Annotated in this window: 27 protein-coding genes; all 27 read left to right on the top strand. The window is 58.9% G+C overall.

Annotation, left to right across the window (positions count from 1 at the left end; genetic code table 11):
• The 27 genes from tuf to BMZ42_RS11610 all read left to right on the top strand — a co-directional run bounded on the left by tuf (position 1) and on the right by BMZ42_RS11610 (position 15,223).
• A complete protein-coding gene (gene tuf, locus BMZ42_RS11740; RefSeq protein WP_091519920.1) occupies positions 1 to 1,176 on the top strand; it encodes an elongation factor Tu in 1,176 nt (391 codons plus the stop codon).
• 67 nt (positions 1,177 to 1,243) lie between these two features.
• Positions 1,244 to 1,552, top strand: coding sequence for a 30S ribosomal protein S10 (gene rpsJ / locus BMZ42_RS11735; RefSeq protein ID WP_007066362.1), 309 nt, complete (start codon positions 1,244 to 1,246; stop codon positions 1,550 to 1,552).
• A 102-nt stretch (positions 1,553 to 1,654) separates the two neighbouring features.
• Complete coding sequence (rplC, locus tag BMZ42_RS11730) at positions 1,655 to 2,365, top strand: 50S ribosomal protein L3 (RefSeq protein WP_091522513.1); 711 nt, start codon at positions 1,655 to 1,657, stop codon at positions 2,363 to 2,365.
• On the top strand, positions 2,365 to 2,985 hold the full coding sequence (gene rplD / locus BMZ42_RS11725) for a 50S ribosomal protein L4 (protein WP_091522511.1): 621 nt from the start codon (positions 2,365 to 2,367) through the stop codon (positions 2,983 to 2,985). Before rplC ends, rplD begins: the two co-directional genes overlap by 1 nt.
• Complete coding sequence (locus tag BMZ42_RS11720) at positions 2,982 to 3,275, top strand: 50S ribosomal protein L23 (RefSeq protein WP_091522509.1); 294 nt, start codon at positions 2,982 to 2,984, stop codon at positions 3,273 to 3,275. The genes rplD and BMZ42_RS11720 overlap by 4 nt, the downstream gene beginning before the upstream one ends.
• 11 nt (positions 3,276 to 3,286) lie before the next feature.
• A complete protein-coding gene (rplB, locus tag BMZ42_RS11715; RefSeq protein ID WP_091522506.1) occupies positions 3,287 to 4,120 on the top strand; it encodes a 50S ribosomal protein L2 in 834 nt (277 codons plus the stop codon).
• 16 nt (positions 4,121 to 4,136) lie between these two features.
• On the top strand, positions 4,137 to 4,415 hold the full coding sequence (gene rpsS / locus BMZ42_RS11710; RefSeq protein WP_091522503.1) for a 30S ribosomal protein S19: 279 nt from the start codon (positions 4,137 to 4,139) through the stop codon (positions 4,413 to 4,415).
• Position 4,416: 1 nt separating this feature from the next.
• Positions 4,417 to 4,803 carry a 50S ribosomal protein L22 gene (gene rplV / locus BMZ42_RS11705; protein ID WP_091522500.1) on the top strand — a complete coding sequence of 129 codons (387 nt, stop codon included), beginning with the start codon at positions 4,417 to 4,419 and terminating at the stop codon, positions 4,801 to 4,803.
• Positions 4,803 to 5,507 (top strand): 30S ribosomal protein S3, encoded by a 705-nt coding sequence (gene rpsC, locus BMZ42_RS11700; RefSeq protein ID WP_091522498.1) that lies wholly within the window; start codon positions 4,803 to 4,805, stop codon positions 5,505 to 5,507. Before rplV ends, rpsC begins: the two co-directional genes overlap by 1 nt.
• 27 nt (positions 5,508 to 5,534) lie before the next feature.
• Positions 5,535 to 5,948 carry a 50S ribosomal protein L16 gene (gene rplP, locus BMZ42_RS11695; RefSeq protein WP_091522495.1) on the top strand — a complete coding sequence of 138 codons (414 nt, stop codon included), beginning with the start codon at positions 5,535 to 5,537 and terminating at the stop codon, positions 5,946 to 5,948.
• Positions 5,949 to 5,961: 13 nt separating this feature from the next.
• A complete protein-coding gene (rpmC, locus tag BMZ42_RS11690) occupies positions 5,962 to 6,162 on the top strand; it encodes a 50S ribosomal protein L29 (protein WP_091522492.1) in 201 nt (66 codons plus the stop codon).
• Positions 6,163 to 6,173: 11 nt separating this feature from the next.
• The gene (rpsQ, locus tag BMZ42_RS11685) at positions 6,174 to 6,434 is read left to right on the top strand and encodes a 30S ribosomal protein S17 (RefSeq protein ID WP_091522490.1); all 261 of its coding nucleotides are present in this window, start codon (positions 6,174 to 6,176) and stop codon (positions 6,432 to 6,434) included.
• Between the two features lie 62 nt (positions 6,435 to 6,496).
• Complete coding sequence (gene rplN / locus BMZ42_RS11680; RefSeq protein ID WP_091522488.1) at positions 6,497 to 6,865, top strand: 50S ribosomal protein L14; 369 nt, start codon at positions 6,497 to 6,499, stop codon at positions 6,863 to 6,865.
• 12 nt (positions 6,866 to 6,877) lie between these two features.
• Complete coding sequence (gene rplX, locus BMZ42_RS11675; RefSeq protein WP_091522485.1) at positions 6,878 to 7,192, top strand: 50S ribosomal protein L24; 315 nt, start codon at positions 6,878 to 6,880, stop codon at positions 7,190 to 7,192.
• Positions 7,185 to 7,742 carry a 50S ribosomal protein L5 gene (gene rplE, locus BMZ42_RS11670; protein WP_091522484.1) on the top strand — a complete coding sequence of 186 codons (558 nt, stop codon included), beginning with the start codon at positions 7,185 to 7,187 and terminating at the stop codon, positions 7,740 to 7,742. Before rplX ends, rplE begins: the two co-directional genes overlap by 8 nt.
• 24 nt (positions 7,743 to 7,766) lie before the next feature.
• Positions 7,767 to 8,072 carry a 30S ribosomal protein S14 gene (gene rpsN, locus BMZ42_RS11665; RefSeq protein ID WP_091522481.1) on the top strand — a complete coding sequence of 102 codons (306 nt, stop codon included), beginning with the start codon at positions 7,767 to 7,769 and terminating at the stop codon, positions 8,070 to 8,072.
• 12 nt (positions 8,073 to 8,084) lie between these two features.
• Positions 8,085 to 8,483: a 30S ribosomal protein S8 gene (rpsH, locus tag BMZ42_RS11660; protein WP_091522478.1), complete on the top strand. Its 399-nt coding sequence runs from the start codon at positions 8,085 to 8,087 to the stop codon at positions 8,481 to 8,483.
• A 42-nt stretch (positions 8,484 to 8,525) separates the two neighbouring features.
• Positions 8,526 to 9,059 carry a 50S ribosomal protein L6 gene (gene rplF, locus BMZ42_RS11655; RefSeq protein WP_091522476.1) on the top strand — a complete coding sequence of 178 codons (534 nt, stop codon included), beginning with the start codon at positions 8,526 to 8,528 and terminating at the stop codon, positions 9,057 to 9,059.
• 84 nt (positions 9,060 to 9,143) lie between these two features.
• Complete coding sequence (gene rplR, locus BMZ42_RS11650) at positions 9,144 to 9,503, top strand: 50S ribosomal protein L18 (protein ID WP_091522474.1); 360 nt, start codon at positions 9,144 to 9,146, stop codon at positions 9,501 to 9,503.
• 171 nt (positions 9,504 to 9,674) lie between these two features.
• Positions 9,675 to 10,244, top strand: coding sequence for a 30S ribosomal protein S5 (gene rpsE, locus BMZ42_RS11645; protein ID WP_091522471.1), 570 nt, complete (start codon positions 9,675 to 9,677; stop codon positions 10,242 to 10,244).
• Between the two features lie 12 nt (positions 10,245 to 10,256).
• Positions 10,257 to 10,454 carry a 50S ribosomal protein L30 gene (gene rpmD, locus BMZ42_RS11640; RefSeq protein ID WP_091522470.1) on the top strand — a complete coding sequence of 66 codons (198 nt, stop codon included), beginning with the start codon at positions 10,257 to 10,259 and terminating at the stop codon, positions 10,452 to 10,454.
• A gap of 18 nt (positions 10,455 to 10,472) precedes the next feature.
• Positions 10,473 to 10,946: a 50S ribosomal protein L15 gene (gene rplO, locus BMZ42_RS11635; protein WP_091522468.1), complete on the top strand. Its 474-nt coding sequence runs from the start codon at positions 10,473 to 10,475 to the stop codon at positions 10,944 to 10,946.
• 181 nt (positions 10,947 to 11,127) lie between these two features.
• Positions 11,128 to 12,468 carry a preprotein translocase subunit SecY gene (gene secY / locus BMZ42_RS11630; protein WP_091522465.1) on the top strand — a complete coding sequence of 447 codons (1,341 nt, stop codon included), beginning with the start codon at positions 11,128 to 11,130 and terminating at the stop codon, positions 12,466 to 12,468.
• Positions 12,465 to 13,061: an adenylate kinase gene (locus BMZ42_RS11625; protein ID WP_091522464.1), complete on the top strand. Its 597-nt coding sequence runs from the start codon at positions 12,465 to 12,467 to the stop codon at positions 13,059 to 13,061. The genes secY and BMZ42_RS11625 overlap by 4 nt, the downstream gene beginning before the upstream one ends.
• Positions 13,062 to 13,251: 190 nt before the next feature.
• Complete coding sequence (gene rpsM / locus BMZ42_RS11620; protein ID WP_091522542.1) at positions 13,252 to 13,620, top strand: 30S ribosomal protein S13; 369 nt, start codon at positions 13,252 to 13,254, stop codon at positions 13,618 to 13,620.
• Between the two features lie 100 nt (positions 13,621 to 13,720).
• Complete coding sequence (gene rpsK / locus BMZ42_RS11615; RefSeq protein WP_091522461.1) at positions 13,721 to 14,110, top strand: 30S ribosomal protein S11; 390 nt, start codon at positions 13,721 to 13,723, stop codon at positions 14,108 to 14,110.
• A 102-nt stretch (positions 14,111 to 14,212) separates the two neighbouring features.
• Positions 14,213 to 15,223: a DNA-directed RNA polymerase subunit alpha gene (locus tag BMZ42_RS11610; RefSeq protein ID WP_091522459.1), complete on the top strand. Its 1,011-nt coding sequence runs from the start codon at positions 14,213 to 14,215 to the stop codon at positions 15,221 to 15,223.
• Positions 15,224 to 15,296 lie beyond the last annotated feature (73 nt).

Below are 15,296 nucleotides of genomic sequence, written 5' to 3'. Positions count from 1 at the left end.
ATGGCCAAAGGTAAATTTGAGCGTAACAAGCCGCATGTGAACATCGGTACGATTGGTCACGTTGACCACGGCAAGACGTCGACGACGGCTGCGATCACGAAGTTCTTCGGCGAGTTCAAGGCGTATGAGCAGATCGACGCCGCGCCTGAAGAGAAGGCCCGCGGCATCACGATCTCGACGTCGCACGTTGAGTATGAGACGCCGAACCGTCACTACGCGCACGTCGACTGCCCCGGTCACGCTGACTATGTGAAGAACATGATCACCGGTGCCGCTCAGATGGACGGCGCGATCCTGGTTGTTTCGGCTGCTGACGGCCCGATGCCGCAGACCCGCGAGCACATCCTGCTCGCCCGTCAGGTTGGCGTTCCGGCGATCGTGGTGTTCCTGAACAAGGTCGACCAGGTTGACGATCCGGAGCTTCTCGAGCTGGTCGAGCTGGAAGTTCGCGAGCTGCTGTCGTCGTACGAGTTCCCAGGCGACGATATTCCGATTGTTGCCGGTTCGGCTCTGGCTGCGCTTGAAGACTCCAACAAGGAGATCGGTGAAGACGCAATCCGCAAGCTGATGGCTGCAGTTGACGAATACATCCCGACGCCAGAGCGTCCGGTTGACCTTCCGTTCCTGATGCCGATCGAAGACGTGTTCTCGATCTCGGGCCGTGGTACGGTTGTGACCGGTCGTGTTGAGCGCGGCATCGTCAAGGTTGGCGAGGAAGTCGAGATCGTCGGCATCCGCGACACGTCGAAGACGACCGTGACCGGCGTTGAAATGTTCCGCAAGCTGCTCGATCAGGGCCAGGCTGGCGACAACATCGGTGCTCTGGTTCGTGGCGTTGGCCGTGAAGACGTTGAGCGCGGTCAGGTTCTGTGCAAGCCAGGTTCGGTCAAGCCGCACACCAAGTTTGTTGCAGAAGCCTACATCCTGACGAAGGAAGAGGGTGGCCGTCACACGCCATTCTTCACCAACTACCGTCCGCAGTTCTACTTCCGTACGACGGACGTGACGGGCATCGTGACGCTGCCGGAAGGCACGGAAATGGTGATGCCGGGCGACAACATCACGGTTGACGTGACGCTGATCGTTCCGATCGCCATGGAAGAGAAGCTGCGCTTTGCTATCCGTGAAGGCGGCCGCACCGTCGGCGCCGGTATCGTCGCAAGCATCACTGCATAAGAAGATCAACGGGTCTGTCGCGGGCGCGGTACAGCCCGCGCTCGCGGAAGACTGAAGGAATTGACGCATGAACGGACAGAACATCCGCATTCGCCTTAAAGCGTTTGACCACCGGGTGCTTGATGCGTCGACGCGCGAGATCGTGTCGACAGCCAAACGGACCGGAGCAAACGTTCGCGGACCAATCCCGCTCCCGACGCGGATCGAGAAATTCACGGTCAACCGCTCGCCGCACATCGATAAGAAGAGCCGCGAGCAGTTCGAGATGCGCACCCACAAGCGCTTGCTCGATATCGTTGACCCGACCCCGCAGACCGTGGACGCGCTGATGAAGCTCGACCTCGCTGCCGGTGTCGACGTCGAGATCAAGCTCTAGGGAGCCCACACGAGCCCTCGGTAAAACGAAGGCTCCTCTGAAGGAAAAGAGAGGCGGGAAGGGGCGTTGCCCCCTACCGGGAACTCTGAAGGAACACAACCGATGCGTTCAGGTGTTATCGCACAGAAAATCGGGATGACGCGCGTCTACAACGACGCTGGTGAGCACGTGCCAGTCACGGTCCTCCGTATGGAGAACTGCCAGGTCGTCGCTCAGCGCACCCAGGAAAAGAATGGCTACACCGCCGTCCAGTTGGGCGTCGGCCTCGCCAAGGTAAAGAATACGTCCAAGTCGTTGCGCGGCCATTTCGCCGTTGCATCGGTGGAGCCAAAGGCGAAGGTTGCGGAGTTCCGCGTGTCGCCTGACAACCTGATCGAAGTCGGTGTGGAAATCACCGCCGAGCATTACGTCGCCGGCCAGAAGGTCGACGTGACGGGCACGACGATCGGTAAGGGTTTCCAGGGCGTCATGAAGCGTCACAACTTCGGTGGTGGCCGCGCTTCGCACGGTAACTCGGTATCACACCGCTCGCATGGTTCGACTGGTCAGCGCCAGGATCCGGGCAAGGTGTTCAAGGGCAAGAAGATGGCTGGTCACATGGGTGCTACCCGCGTGACGACGCAGAATCTGGAGATCGTCTCCACCGATGCGGATCGTGGCCTCATCCTCATTCGCGGCGCGGTGCCGGGTTCCAAGGGTGCTTGGATCTACGTTCGCGACGCTGTGAAGGCTCCTCTGCCGGAGAACGCGCCGAAGCCTGCAGGTATCCGCGCTGGCAAGACTGAAGCTGCCGCGTCTGAGGGAGCTGAATAATGGACATCAAGATCACCACTCTGTCGGGCGAAAGCGCCGGCGAGGTGAAGCTCTCGGATGAGATCTTCGGCCTCGATCCACGCGAAGACATCCTGCAGCGCGTCGTGCGCTGGCAGCTCGCCAAGAAGCAGCAGGGCACGCACAAGACCAAGGGTCGCGCAGAAATCGCCCGCACCGGCGCGAAGATGTACAAGCAGAAGGGTACGGGCCGCGCTCGTCACTCGTCGGCTCGTGCACCGCAGTTCCGCGGCGGTGGCAAGGCGCACGGCCCGGTCGTTCGCAGCCACGAGCATGACCTTCCGAAGAAGGTTCGCGCTCTCGGCCTTAAGCACGCGCTGTCGGCAAAGCTGAAGGCGTCCAACCTCATCATCGTTGATGAGCTGGCGCTGAGCGAAGCCAAGACCAAGATTCTGATTGCTGACTTCGCAAAGCTCGGCCTGACGAACGCACTGGTCATCGGTGGCGCAGAACTGGACCAGAACTTCAAGAACGCCGCGTCGAACATTCCGAACATCGACGTTCTTCCGGTCCAGGGCATCAACGTCTACGACATTCTGCGCCGCGGCACCTTGGTGCTCTCCAAGGCCGCAGTCGAAGCTCTTGAGGAGCGGTTCAAATGACTGATCTTCGCCACTATGACGTGATCGTCTCCCCGGCGATCACCGAGAAGTCGACCATGGCTTCCGAATTCAACCAGGTGGTTTTCAACGTTGCTCGCAAGGCGACGAAGCCGCAGATCAAGGCAGCTGTCGAAGCGCTTTTTGGCGTCAAGGTGACTGCCGTTAACACGCTCCTTCGCAAGGGGAAGGTGAAGCGGTTCCGCGGCACCATCGGGAAGCAGAGCGACGTGAAGAAGGCAGTCGTGACCCTGGCCGAAGGTCAGTCGATCGACGTCTCGACCGGACTGTAAGGAACGGAACGATGGCATTGAAACACTTTAACCCGATTACGCCTGGCACACGCCAGCTCGTGATCGTCGACCGTTCCGGTCTGCATAAGGGCAAGCCGGTCAAGGCATTGACCGAAGGCCTGAACAAGAAGGGCGGTCGTAACAACTACGGTCGCATCACCGCACGCTTCATCGGTGGCGGTCACAAGCGCTCATACCGCATCATCGACTTCAAGCGTCGCAAGTTTGACGTCGTCGGCACGGTTGAGCGTCTTGAGTACGACCCGAACCGTACGGCGTTCATTGCGCTGATCAAGTACGAAGACGGTGACCTGTCCTACATCCTGGCTCCGCAGCGCCTCGCTGCCGGTGACAAGGTCGTGGCTGGTGAAAGCGTCGACGTGAAGCCAGGCAATGCGATGCCGCTCTCGTCCATGCCAGTCGGCACCATCATCCACAATGTGGAGATGAAGCCAGGCAAGGGCGGTCAGATTGCACGCTCGGCTGGTGCATACGCACAGCTGGTCGGTCGCGATCAGGGCAATGCGATCCTGCGTCTCAACTCCGGTGAGCAGCGCATCGTTCATGGTTCTTGCATTGCAACCGTTGGTGCGGTTTCCAATCCGGAACACGCAAACATCAACGACGGTAAGGCAGGTCGTACACGCTGGCGCGGTAAGGTTCCGCACAACCGTGGTGTGTCCATGAACCCCGTTGATCACCCGCATGGTGGTGGTGAAGGTCGCACCTCCGGTGGCCGTCATCCGGTCACCCCATGGGGCAAGCCCACCAAGGGCAAGCGGACCCGGTCCAACAAGGCGACCGACAAATTCATCATGCGCTCGCGCCATCAGCGCAAGAGCTAAGGGAAGGGTGTAACACGTGACCCGTTCAATCTGGAAAGGCCCGTTCGTCGACGGCTATCTGCTCAAGAAGGCAGAGAAAGTTCGCGAAGGCGGCCGCAACGAGGTTATCAAGATGTGGAGCCGTCGCTCCACCATCCTGCCACAGTTCGTGGGCCTCACCTTCGGTGTCTATAATGGTCAGAAGCACATTCCGGTCAGCGTGACCGAGGAAATGATCGGCCATAAGTTTGGTGAATTCTCGCCAAGCCGTACCTACTACGGCCACGGTGCGGACAAGAAATCTAAGAGGAAGTAACATGGGCAAGGCCAAAGCTCCGCGCAGGCTCGCCGACAATGAGGCTCGCGCCGTCCTGCGTACGATCCGCGTCAGCCCGCAGAAGCTGAACCTGGTTGCTGCGATGATCCGCGGCAAGAAGGTCGGCACCGCACTCGCTGATCTTGAATTCTCCCGCAAGCGTATTGCCGGCACCGTCCTGAAGACGCTCGAGTCGGCGATCGCCAACGCAGAGAACAATCATGACCTCGACGTTGACGCCCTGATCGTGGCCGAGGCCTATGTCGGCAAGTCGATCGTGATGAAGCGCTTCCACGCACGTGGTCGTGGCCGCGCATCGCGGATCGAGAAGCCCTTCGCTCACCTGACGATCGTCGTGCGCGAAGTCGAAGAGAAGGAGGCCGCATAATGGGTCAGAAAATCAATCCGATCGGCCTGCGTCTCGGCATCAACCGCACCTGGGATTCGCGTTGGTACGCGAACACCGGCGAGTACGGCAAGCTGCTCCACGAAGATCTCGAGATCCGCAAGTATCTCGAGAAGGAACTGAAGCAGGCTGCGATCTCCAAGATCGTGATCGAACGCCCGCACAAGAAGTGCCGCGTGACCATCCACGCAGCACGTCCTGGCCTGATCATCGGCAAGAAGGGCGCGGACATCGAGAAGCTTCGCAAGAAGCTCACCGAGATGACCAAGGCTGAGACTCACCTCAACATCGTTGAAGTGCGCAAGCCTGAAACCGACGCCAAGCTGGTCGCTCAGTCGATCGCCCAGCAGCTCGAGCGCCGTGTGGCATTCCGTCGCGCCATGAAGCGCGCGGTGCAGTCCGCAATGCGTCTTGGCGCCGAAGGCATCCGCATCAACTGCGGTGGCCGTCTCGGCGGCGCGGAAATTGCTCGCATGGAATGGTACCGTGAAGGCCGCGTTCCGCTGCACACTTTGCGTGCGGATGTCGACTACGGGACCGCTGAAGCACAGACCGCTTACGGCATTTGCGGCGTAAAAGTCTGGATTTTCAAGGGCGAAATCCTCGAGCACGATCCGATGGCCTCCGAGCGCCGGGCGATTGAAGGCGATCAGCCGTCAGGTCAGCGTCGTCGCGAGAACGCCTGATAAGCATAGGAATTTTGGAGAAGAACGATGCTGCAGCCAAAGCGCACAAAGTTCCGCAAGCAGTTCAAGGGCCGGATCCACGGCGCCGCTAAAGGCGGAACAGACTTGAACTTCGGCGGCTTCGGCCTTAAAGCCCTGGAACCGAATCGAGTCACGGCACGTGAAATCGAAGCGGCCCGCCGTGCGATCACTCGTCAGATGAAGCGTCAGGGGCGCGTGTGGATCCGTATTTTCCCGGATCTGCCCGTCACCTCGAAACCCACTGAAGTTCGCATGGGTAAAGGTAAGGGTGCTGTCGACTACTGGGCAGCCCGTATCAAGCCGGGCCGTATCATGTTCGAAATCGACGGTGTGTCCGAGGAGATCGCTCGTGAAGCGCTCCGCCTCGGTGCGGCGAAGCTTTCGGTGCGTACGCGCTTCGTGCAGCGTATCGCTGAATAAGGAAGGACTTGATATGAAAGCCTCCGACGTGAGGGCAAAGACCCTCGACGAGCTGAACGACGATCTGGCTTCCTTGAAGAAGGAACAGTTCAACCTTCGTTTTCAGAAGGCAACCGGTCAGCTTGAGAAAACCGCGCGCGTAAAGCAGGTCCGCAAGGATATCGCGCGTATCAAGACGATTGCAGCGGAAAAGTCCGCTGCCAAGAAGGCTTAAGGACGAAGACTATGCCGAAGCGCATCATGCAGGGCACCGTCGTCAGCGACAAGAACGACAAGACCGTCGTCGTCAAGATCGAACGCCGCTTCACCCATCCGGTGATGAAGAAGGTTGTTCGTCAGAGCAAGCGCTACAAGGCGCATGACGAGACCAACGCCTGCAAGGTGGGCGATTTTGTCTTCATTCAGGAATCTGCCCCAATTTCGAAAGACAAGCGTTGGGTGGTCATCGAAAACCAGACCCAGGCGCTCGCGGCGAAAGCCGGTTAACCATTTTGACAGCCAGGCGGGCTAGAACCCCGCCGCATAACTAATGAAGAAGGCGGCCAGTCATGATTCAGATGCAAACAAACCTCGACGTCGCGGATAATTCCGGCGCGCGTCGTGTCATGTGCATCAAGGTGCTGGGCGGCTCGAAGCGGAAGTATGCCTCGGTCGGCGACATCATCGTCGTCTCGATCAAGGAAGCCATTCCGCGCGGCCGCGTAAAGAAGGGTGATGTGATGAAGGCGGTTGTCGTGCGCACCGCCAAGGACATCCGTCGCCCGGACGGCAGCGTGATCCGTTTTGACAAGAACGCGGCAGTTCTCGTCGACAATAAGAAAGAGCCTATCGGCACGCGTATCTTCGGACCGGTTCCGCGCGAACTTCGCGCAAAGAGCCACATGAAGATCATCTCGCTCGCGCCTGAAGTGCTGTAAGGAGCCGGTGATATGAATAAGATTCGCAAGGGCGACACAGTCGTCATCCTCGCCGGCAAGGACAAGGGCCGCACCGGTGAAGTTCTGAGCGTCATGCCAAAGCTCGACAAGGCAATCGTTCGGGGCATCAACGTTATTGTGCGCCACCAGCGCCAGTCGCAGACGCAGGAAGGCGGCCTGATCCGTAAGGAAGCGCCGATCCACCTGTCCAACCTCGCTGTAGCCGACCCGAAGGATGGCAAGACGCCAACCCGCGTTGGTTTCGAAGTTCGCGACGGCAAGAAGGTTCGCGTCGCTAAGCGCTCGGGAGAAGTCATCAATGGCTGACCAAAAGTACGAGCCGCGGCTCAAGAAGCTTTATAAAGAAACGATCCGTCAGGCGATGCAGGAGCAGTTCCAGTACGCCAACGAGATGCAGATCCCGCGTCTCGACAAGATTGTGATCAACATGGGTGTGGGTGAGGCGACAGCTGACTCCAAGAAGCCAACCGTGGCTTCGGAGAACCTGGCGCTGATCGCTGGCCAGAAGGCCGTGATTACCCATGCACGCAACTCTATTGCGGGCTTCAAGGTCCGTGAACACATGCCGATCGGCGCAAAGGTCACCCTTCGCAAGGATCGCATGTTCGACTTCGTGGATCGCCTGGTGACGATCGCGCTGCCGCGCGTTCGCGACTTCCGTGGCCTGAACGCGAAGAGCTTCGATGGTCGTGGCAACTTTGCCATGGGCATCAAGGAGCACATCGTGTTCCCCGAGATCAATTACGACAAGGTCGATCAGGTCTGGGGAATGGACATCATCGTTTGTACGACTGCAAAGACGGACGACGAGGCACGGGCTCTGCTCAAGGCCTTCAACTTCCCTTTCCGGCAGTAACGGCAGCGAATAAAGGATTCTGAAATGGCAAAGACCAGCTCAGTCGAAAAGAATAACAAGCGCCGTAAGCTCGTGGACCGCTATGCGGCCAAGCGCGCGGCCTTGAAGGCTACCATCATGGATCAGTCGAATTCGATTGAAGAGCGTTTTCGTGCACAGCTCAAGCTTGCCGCTCTTCCGCGCAATTCGGCGAAAGTCCGCATCCGCAACCGTTGTGAAGTCACCGGTCGCCCGCGTGGTTACTACCGCAAGCTCAAGATGAGCCGTATCGCGCTTCGTGAACTGGGCAACAACGGCCTGGTGCCGGGCCTCGTGAAGTCCAGCTGGTAAGGAGAACTACAAATGTCTTTGAGTGATCCTATCGGCGATATGCTGACACGTATCCGTAACGCTTACGGCCGCAAGAAGAACAAGGTTTCAACGCCTGCTTCGAACCTGCGCGTGCGCGTTCTCGACGTTCTCAAGGCTGAAGGTTACATCCGTGACTACGCCAAGGTGGATTTTGAGAACGGCAAGTCCGAGCTGGAAATCGAGCTGAAGTACTACGAAGGTCGCCCAGTGATCCGCGAAATCTCGCGCGTCTCGAAGCCAGGCCGTCGTGTCTATGTTTCGGTCAAGTCGATTCCGTCCGTAGCGAACGGCCTTGGTATTTCGATCCTGTCGACGCCGAAGGGCGTGATGGCAGATCACCAGGCTCGTGAGCAGAATGTGGGCGGCGAAGTGCTCTGCCAGGTATTCTGATAGAGCCGGCTGACAGAACAAGAAAGAACGAGGTCACAGACCATGTCTCGTATTGGTAAAAGACCGCTTCCGGTACCTCAGGGCGTCACCGCTACGGTGAACGGCCAGACCGTGACAGCGAAGGGCCCAAAGGGCGAAATGAAGTTCGTCGTCAATGACGAAGTTCTGGTTACGCTCGATGACGGCGAAATCTCGGTTCAGCCGCGCGATGATTCCAAGGATGCACGTTCGAAGTGGGGCATGAGCCGCTCGCAGATCGAAAACATCCTGGTCGGCGTCAAGGACGGTTTTGAGCGCAAGCTCGAGATCAGCGGCGTTGGCTATCGTGCAGCACTTCAGGGCAAGGACCTGCAGCTGGCACTTGGCTTCAGCCATGATGTCGTCTATCAGGCGCCTGAAGGAATCACGATCGCGGTTCCGAAGCCGACCGAAATCGTCATCAGCGGTATCGACAAGCAGGTCGTGGGGCAGGTTGCCGCCGAGATCCGTCGTTACCGTGAGCCGGAGCCCTACAAGGGCAAGGGCGTGAAGTATGCCGGCGAGCGGATCATCCGCAAAGAAGGCAAGAAGAAGTAATATATACAGCCACGGGGCGTGGTCGCGGGAAGCAGGACTTACCGCATATGGCCACCCCCGTTTTACAAGGCAGGGAATTTGGCTATGGCCTCCAAAGAAAGCATTCAGCGCCGCGCGGCGCGTGTTCGTCGTCAGCTCAAGAAGGTTGCCGGCGATCGTCCCCGTTTGTCGGTATTCCGTTCATCCAAGCACATCTACGCGCAGATCATTGACGATTCGCGCGGCGTGACGCTTGCTGCTGCTTCGACCCTTGAGGCTGACCTCAAGGGCGGCCTGAAGACCGGTGCGGACCAGGCAGCAGCTGCTGCTGTCGGCAAGCTGCTCTCCGAGCGCGCCGTCAAGGCGGGCGTGAAGGAAGTTGTGTTCGATCGTGGACCGTACATCTATCACGGCCGTGTGAAAGCGCTTGCAGAAGCCGCTCGTGAGGGTGGCCTCAGCTTCTAAGGGCATGAGCGACCGGCAGCTATGCAGCTGTCGGTCTTTTTTGTTCTCAGACCTATCAAGACTGGTTCGGTTTCCGAAAGGATGCAGGCCAGTCTTTTAGCCGCTTGAGCCGAAAATGAGGCTTGAGCATCCAGCAACCCGTGCTACCGGAAAAAAATAAGGACCAGGGCAATGGCACAGGAACGTAGGGAAGGCGGCCGCGATCGTAATCGTGACCGCGAAGAGCGCGACGACGGTTTCGTTGATAAGCTCGTACACATCAATCGCGTCGCCAAGGTGGTGAAGGGTGGTCGTCGCTTCGGCTTCGCCGCACTCGTCGTCGTCGGCGACCAGAAGGGTCGCGTTGGCTTCGGTCACGGCAAGGCTCGTGAAGTGCCGGAGGCAATCCGCAAGGCAACCGAAAGCGCAAAGCGCGATCTGGTGTTCGTGCCGCTGCGCGATGGCCGTACGCTTCATCACGACATTGCTGGTCGTCACGGCGCAGGACGCGTTCTGCTTCGCGCTGCCAAGGCAGGTACCGGTATCATCGCCGGTGGCCCGATGCGTGCAGTGTTCGAGACGCTCGGCGTTCAGGACGTTGTTGCAAAGTCCATGGGTTCGTCGAACCCGTACAACATGGTCCGCGCAACTTTCGACGCACTGAAGGCTCAGGCGCATCCGAAGGACATCGCAGCTCAGCGCGGTATCAAGTACTCGACCCTGCAGGCGCGCCGTGGCGCAGCCGTAGCGTCCGACGAATAAGGATAGCGATCAATGGCCAACACAAAGGGCAAGACGGTTACCGTTGAACAGATCGGTAGCCCAATCCGCCGGCCGGTAGAACAGCGCGCAACGCTGATCGGTCTGGGTCTCAACAAGATGCACCGTCGCTCGACGCTGGAAGATACGCCTTCCGTACGCGGCATGATCGCCAGAGTGCAGCACCTCGTCCGCATCGTGGACGAGGCGTAAGATCGCAGGAGCGAGACAATGAAACTGAACGAACTGCGTGACGCCGACGGCGCCACCAAGTCGCGCAAGCGCGTCGGTCGTGGCATCGGATCCGGCCTCGGCAAGACCGGTGGTCGCGGTGTCAAGGGCCAGAAGTCGCGTTCTGGCGTGAGCATCAACGGCTTCGAAGGCGGCCAGATGCCGATCTACCGCCGTCTGCCGAAGCGTGGCTTCAAGAACATCTTCTCGAAGAATTTCGTGGAAGTGTCGCTTGGCCGTGTGCAGACAGCAATCGACGCCGGCAAGCTCGATGCCAAGGAAGCCATCAACGCTGAAGCACTGATCAAGGCTGGCGTGATTCGTCGCGCCAAGGACGGCGTCCGCCTTCTGGGCGGCGGCGAACTGAAGGCCAAGGTGAGCTTTGACGTTGCTGGTGCTTCCAAGCCTGCTATCGAGCAGGTCGAGAAGGCCGGTGGCTCTGTGAAGCTTCCGGAAGCAGTCGCAGCCGAGTAATCGGTTAATTCACAAGCGGCGGCTTGCTCGTGTTGCGGTTCGGTTGATAATTGTTCAATCGACGTGCTCATGAGCAAGCCGCCGCTTGCATCTTTGCCGTCTGGAGCCTATTTCGTTGGCTCGGCGACACGCTGCCCGCCGTGACGGGCTTCCTTTGCGTGACGAAGCGGAGAATTTTTTCATGGCATCGGCAGCGGAACAGCTAGCTTCCAATCTGAATTTTTCAGCCTTCGCCAAGGCTGAGGAACTCAAGAAACGCATCTGGTTCACACTGGGCGCGCTTCTTGTGTACCGTCTGGGCACATACATTCCGATGCCGGGGATCAACCCCGATGCATTTGCTCAGGCGTTCCAGCAGCAATCCGGCGGCGTCCTGGGCATGTTCAACATGTTCGCGGGTGGCGCTGTTGAGCGCATGGCGATTTTTGCACTTGGCATCATGCCTTACATTTCCGCCTCCATCATCATGCAGCTGATGACGTCGATCGTTCCGACGCTCGAGCAGCTGAAGAAGGAAGGCGAGCAGGGCCGCAAGGTCATCAATCAGTACACGCGCTACGGCACGGTGCTGCTTGCGACCGTCCAGGCCTACGGCATTGCGGTCGGTCTTGAGACTGGCAATCAGATCGTTACCGATCCGGGCTGGTTCTTCCGTGCGTCTGCTGTGATCACCCTCGTTGGTGGCACCATGTTCCTGATGTGGCTTGGCGAGCAGATTACCGCGCGCGGTATCGGCAATGGTATTTCGCTGATCATCTTTGCGGGCATCGTGGCCGGTCTCCCGACCGCTGTCGGCGGCACGCTGGAACTGGGTCGTACCGGTGCGCTTTCCACGGGCTTGATTCTCGCGATTCTCGTTCTGGCGCTCGGCCTGATCGCTGTGATCGTGTTCTTCGAGCGTGCGCAGCGTCGTCTGCTGATCCAGTATCCCAAGCGCCAGGTTGGCAACCGGATGTTCCAGGGCGACACGTCGCACTTGCCGCTGAAGCTCAACACCGCCGGTGTCATCCCCGCCATTTTCGCATCTTCGCTGCTGTTGCTGCCGGCAACACTGGCTGGCTTCTCAGACACGACGACGCTGCCGGCGTGGGCCAATTCGATCCTGGCGTCTGTCGGGCATGGCCAGCCGCTGTACATGGTGCTGTATGGCAGCATGATCGTGTTCTTCGCGTTCTTCTACACGGCAATCGTGTTCAACCCGAAGGACACCGCCGATCAGCTGAAGAAGCATTCGGGCTTCATCCCCGGATACCGTCCGGGTGAGCGGACTGCCGAGTACATCGACTACGTCCTGACGCGCATCACCGTTGTCGGAGCGCTCTACCTTGTGGTTGTTTGTCTCATCCCCGAATTTCTGATTTCGGCTGCAGGCGTTCCTTTCTATCTTGGCGGAACATCGCTGCTGATCGTCGTCAGTGTAACGCTGGATACGGTTGCGCAGGTGCAGGGGCATTTGATCGCGCATCAGTACGAAGGCTTGATCAAGAAGTCGAAGTTGCGCGGAGGAAAGAGGGGACGATGAGGCTTATACTGCTCGGACCGCCCGGCGCGGGTAAAGGGACACAGGCGCAAAGGCTGGTTCAGAAATACGGTATCCCGCAGCTCTCAACAGGGGACATGTTGAGAGAAGCGGTTGCCCAGGGAACTGAAGTCGGCAAGCGCGCCAAGGCTGTCATGGATGCGGGTGAACTGGTCTCCGATGAGATCGTCAACGCAATCGTGGCGGAGCGTATTGACCAGGACGACTGCGTGCGTGGCTTTATTCTCGACGGCTACCCGCGCACCCTCGCGCAGGCAGACGCGGTCCACGACATGCTGGCGGAACGCGGGACACTGCTCGACATGGCGATTGAGCTCGTCGTCGACGACAAGATCCTCGTGAGCCGGATCGTCAAGCGCGCCGAAGAAGCCAAGGCTGCCGGACAGCCGGTGCGCAAGGACGACAACCCAGAGGTGTTCGAAGAGCGCCTGCGTGAGTACTACAAGAAGACCGCACCGTTGACCGGTTACTACTACGCCAATGACCAGCTGCGGCAGGTCGATGGCATGGCGCCGATTGACGACGTGACCGCGCAGATCGATCGACTGGTCGGTCAACCGGAACGCGTTTCCTGAAGAATTGCTAACAAATGTTGACTAGCGCCGCTTTATGAACTAAAGCGGCGCGTCTTCAGGTAACGACTCGCCGTTCGCCCATCGGGGTTGAGCGGCGTATTTTATACCCAGACCTCGCAAGGGCCGGCCTCCACCGGACGCGGGAAACAATAACCAAAGCCGGCACAGCCGGCGCCAAATGGAGACGAAGATGGCACGTATAGCCGGCGTTAACATTCCGACCAACAAGCGCGTGATCATTGCGCTGCAGTACATCCACGGCATCGGCCCGAAGTTTGCGGCTGAGATCGTTGAGAAGGTCGGTATCCCACTCGATCGTCGTGTGAATCAGCTCACCGACGCCGAAGTGCTTCAGATTCGTGAAGCGATTGACCGCGACTACCAGGTTGAAGGTGACCTGCGTCGTGAAGTCTCGATGAACATCAAGCGTCTGATGGACCTTGGCTGCTACCGCGGCCTGCGTCACCGTCGTTCGCTCCCGGTTCGCGGCCAGCGCACGCATACCAATGCGCGCACGCGTAAGGGTCCTGCCAAGGCAATCGCCGGCAAGAAGAAGTAATTTTCAAACAGCGGGCAGGGGTGCGTATGCGCCTCTGTTCGGCGTTTGAAGGTGTAGCCGCTGGAATTACGGCGGCGTAGATATCGTTGAAAGGATTATCATGGCTAAAGATGCCGGTCGGGTTCGCCGTCGCGAACGTAAAAATATCTCCACGGGTGTGGCGCACGTCAACTCGACCTTCAACAACACGCTGATCACCATCACCGACGCACAGGGCAACACGATTGCCTGGTCGTCCGCTGGTGCGCAGGGTTTCAAGGGTTCGCGTAAGTCGACCCCATTTGCTGCACAGATCGCGGCAGAAGATTGCGCCAAGAAGGCAGCCGAGCACGGCATGCGTACGCTTGAAGTTGAGGTTTGCGGACCCGGTTCGGGCCGTGAGTCGGCACTTCGCGCGCTGCAGGCTGCTGGCTTCACGATCACTTCTATCCGTGACGTGACGCCGATCCCGCACAACGGTTGCCGTCCGCGCAAGAAGCGCCGCGTCTAACCAGTGTCGCTAGTACCGGATGAGCGCCAAGGCGCTCCTCTCCGGTTTCCAGATTTGCTTGCCACGATTGGATGGTGGCGGGAAACGGAAGGGAAGACCTGAATGATTCAGAAAAATTGGCAAGAGCTGATCAAGCCGAACAAGATCGAGTTCACGTCGAAGAGCAAGACGCTGACCACGCTGGTCGCCGAACCGCTCGAGCGTGGCTATGGCCTCACTCTCGGTAATGCGCTGCGTCGCGTTCTGCTGTCCTCGCTGCGCGGTGCAGCTGTGACCGCAGTGCAGATCGATGGCGTGCTCCATGAGTTCTCCTCGATCGCTGGTGTTCGTGAAGACGTCACCGACATCGTGCTCAACATCAAGGAAATCGCTATCCGCATGGAAGGCGAAGGTCCGAAGCGCATGGTTGTGCGCAAGCAGGGCCCGGCAGTCGTTACGGCTGGCGACATCCAGACTGTTGGCGATGTCGAGATCCTGAACCCGGACCACGTTCTTTGCACCCTCGACGATGGTGCCGAGATCCGCATGGAGTTCACGGTCGACACAGGCAAGGGCTACGTCCCTGCTGACCGCAACCGCGCTGAAGATGCTCCGATTGGGCTTATCCCGGTCGACAGCCTTTACTCGCCGGTGAAGAAGGTTTCCTACAAGGTCGAAAACACCCGTGAGGGCCAGGTTCTCGACTATGACAAGCTAACCATGACCATTGAGACCAATGGTGCCGTAAGTGGCGAAGATGCAGTGGCGTTTGCTGCGCGCATCCTCCAGGACCAGCTTGGGCTGTTCGTCAACTTCGACGAGCCGCAGAAGGAAGTCGCTTCGGAACAGGTGACAGAGCTCGCGTTCAACCCGGCGTTGCTCAAGAAGGTAGACGAGCTTGAACTGTCGGTCCGTTCGGCAAACTGCCTGAAGAACGACAACATCGTCTACATCGGCGATCTGATCCAGAAGACGGAAGCCGAGATGCTGCGCACGCCGAACTTCGGCCGCAAGTCGCTCAACGAGATCAAGGAAGTTCTGGCCGCTATGGGCCTGCACCTCGGCATGGAGGTACAGGACTGGCCACCAGAGAACATCGAAGATCTCGCAAAACGCTATGAAGACCAGTACTGAGCTTGATCCCGAAAAGCCGCGAAGCTTTTCGGACCAGATCTTGCCGCTGAAGGAACAAGAGGCTTAGCGCCTC

The sequence above is a fragment of the Aquamicrobium aerolatum DSM 21857 genome, from assembly GCF_900113935.1.
GTDB classification, from domain to species: Bacteria; Pseudomonadota; Alphaproteobacteria; order Rhizobiales; family Rhizobiaceae; genus Aerobium; species Aerobium aerolatum.
Note: the sequence above shows the minus strand (reverse complement) of the source record. Positions and strands in the feature narration are given on the sequence as shown.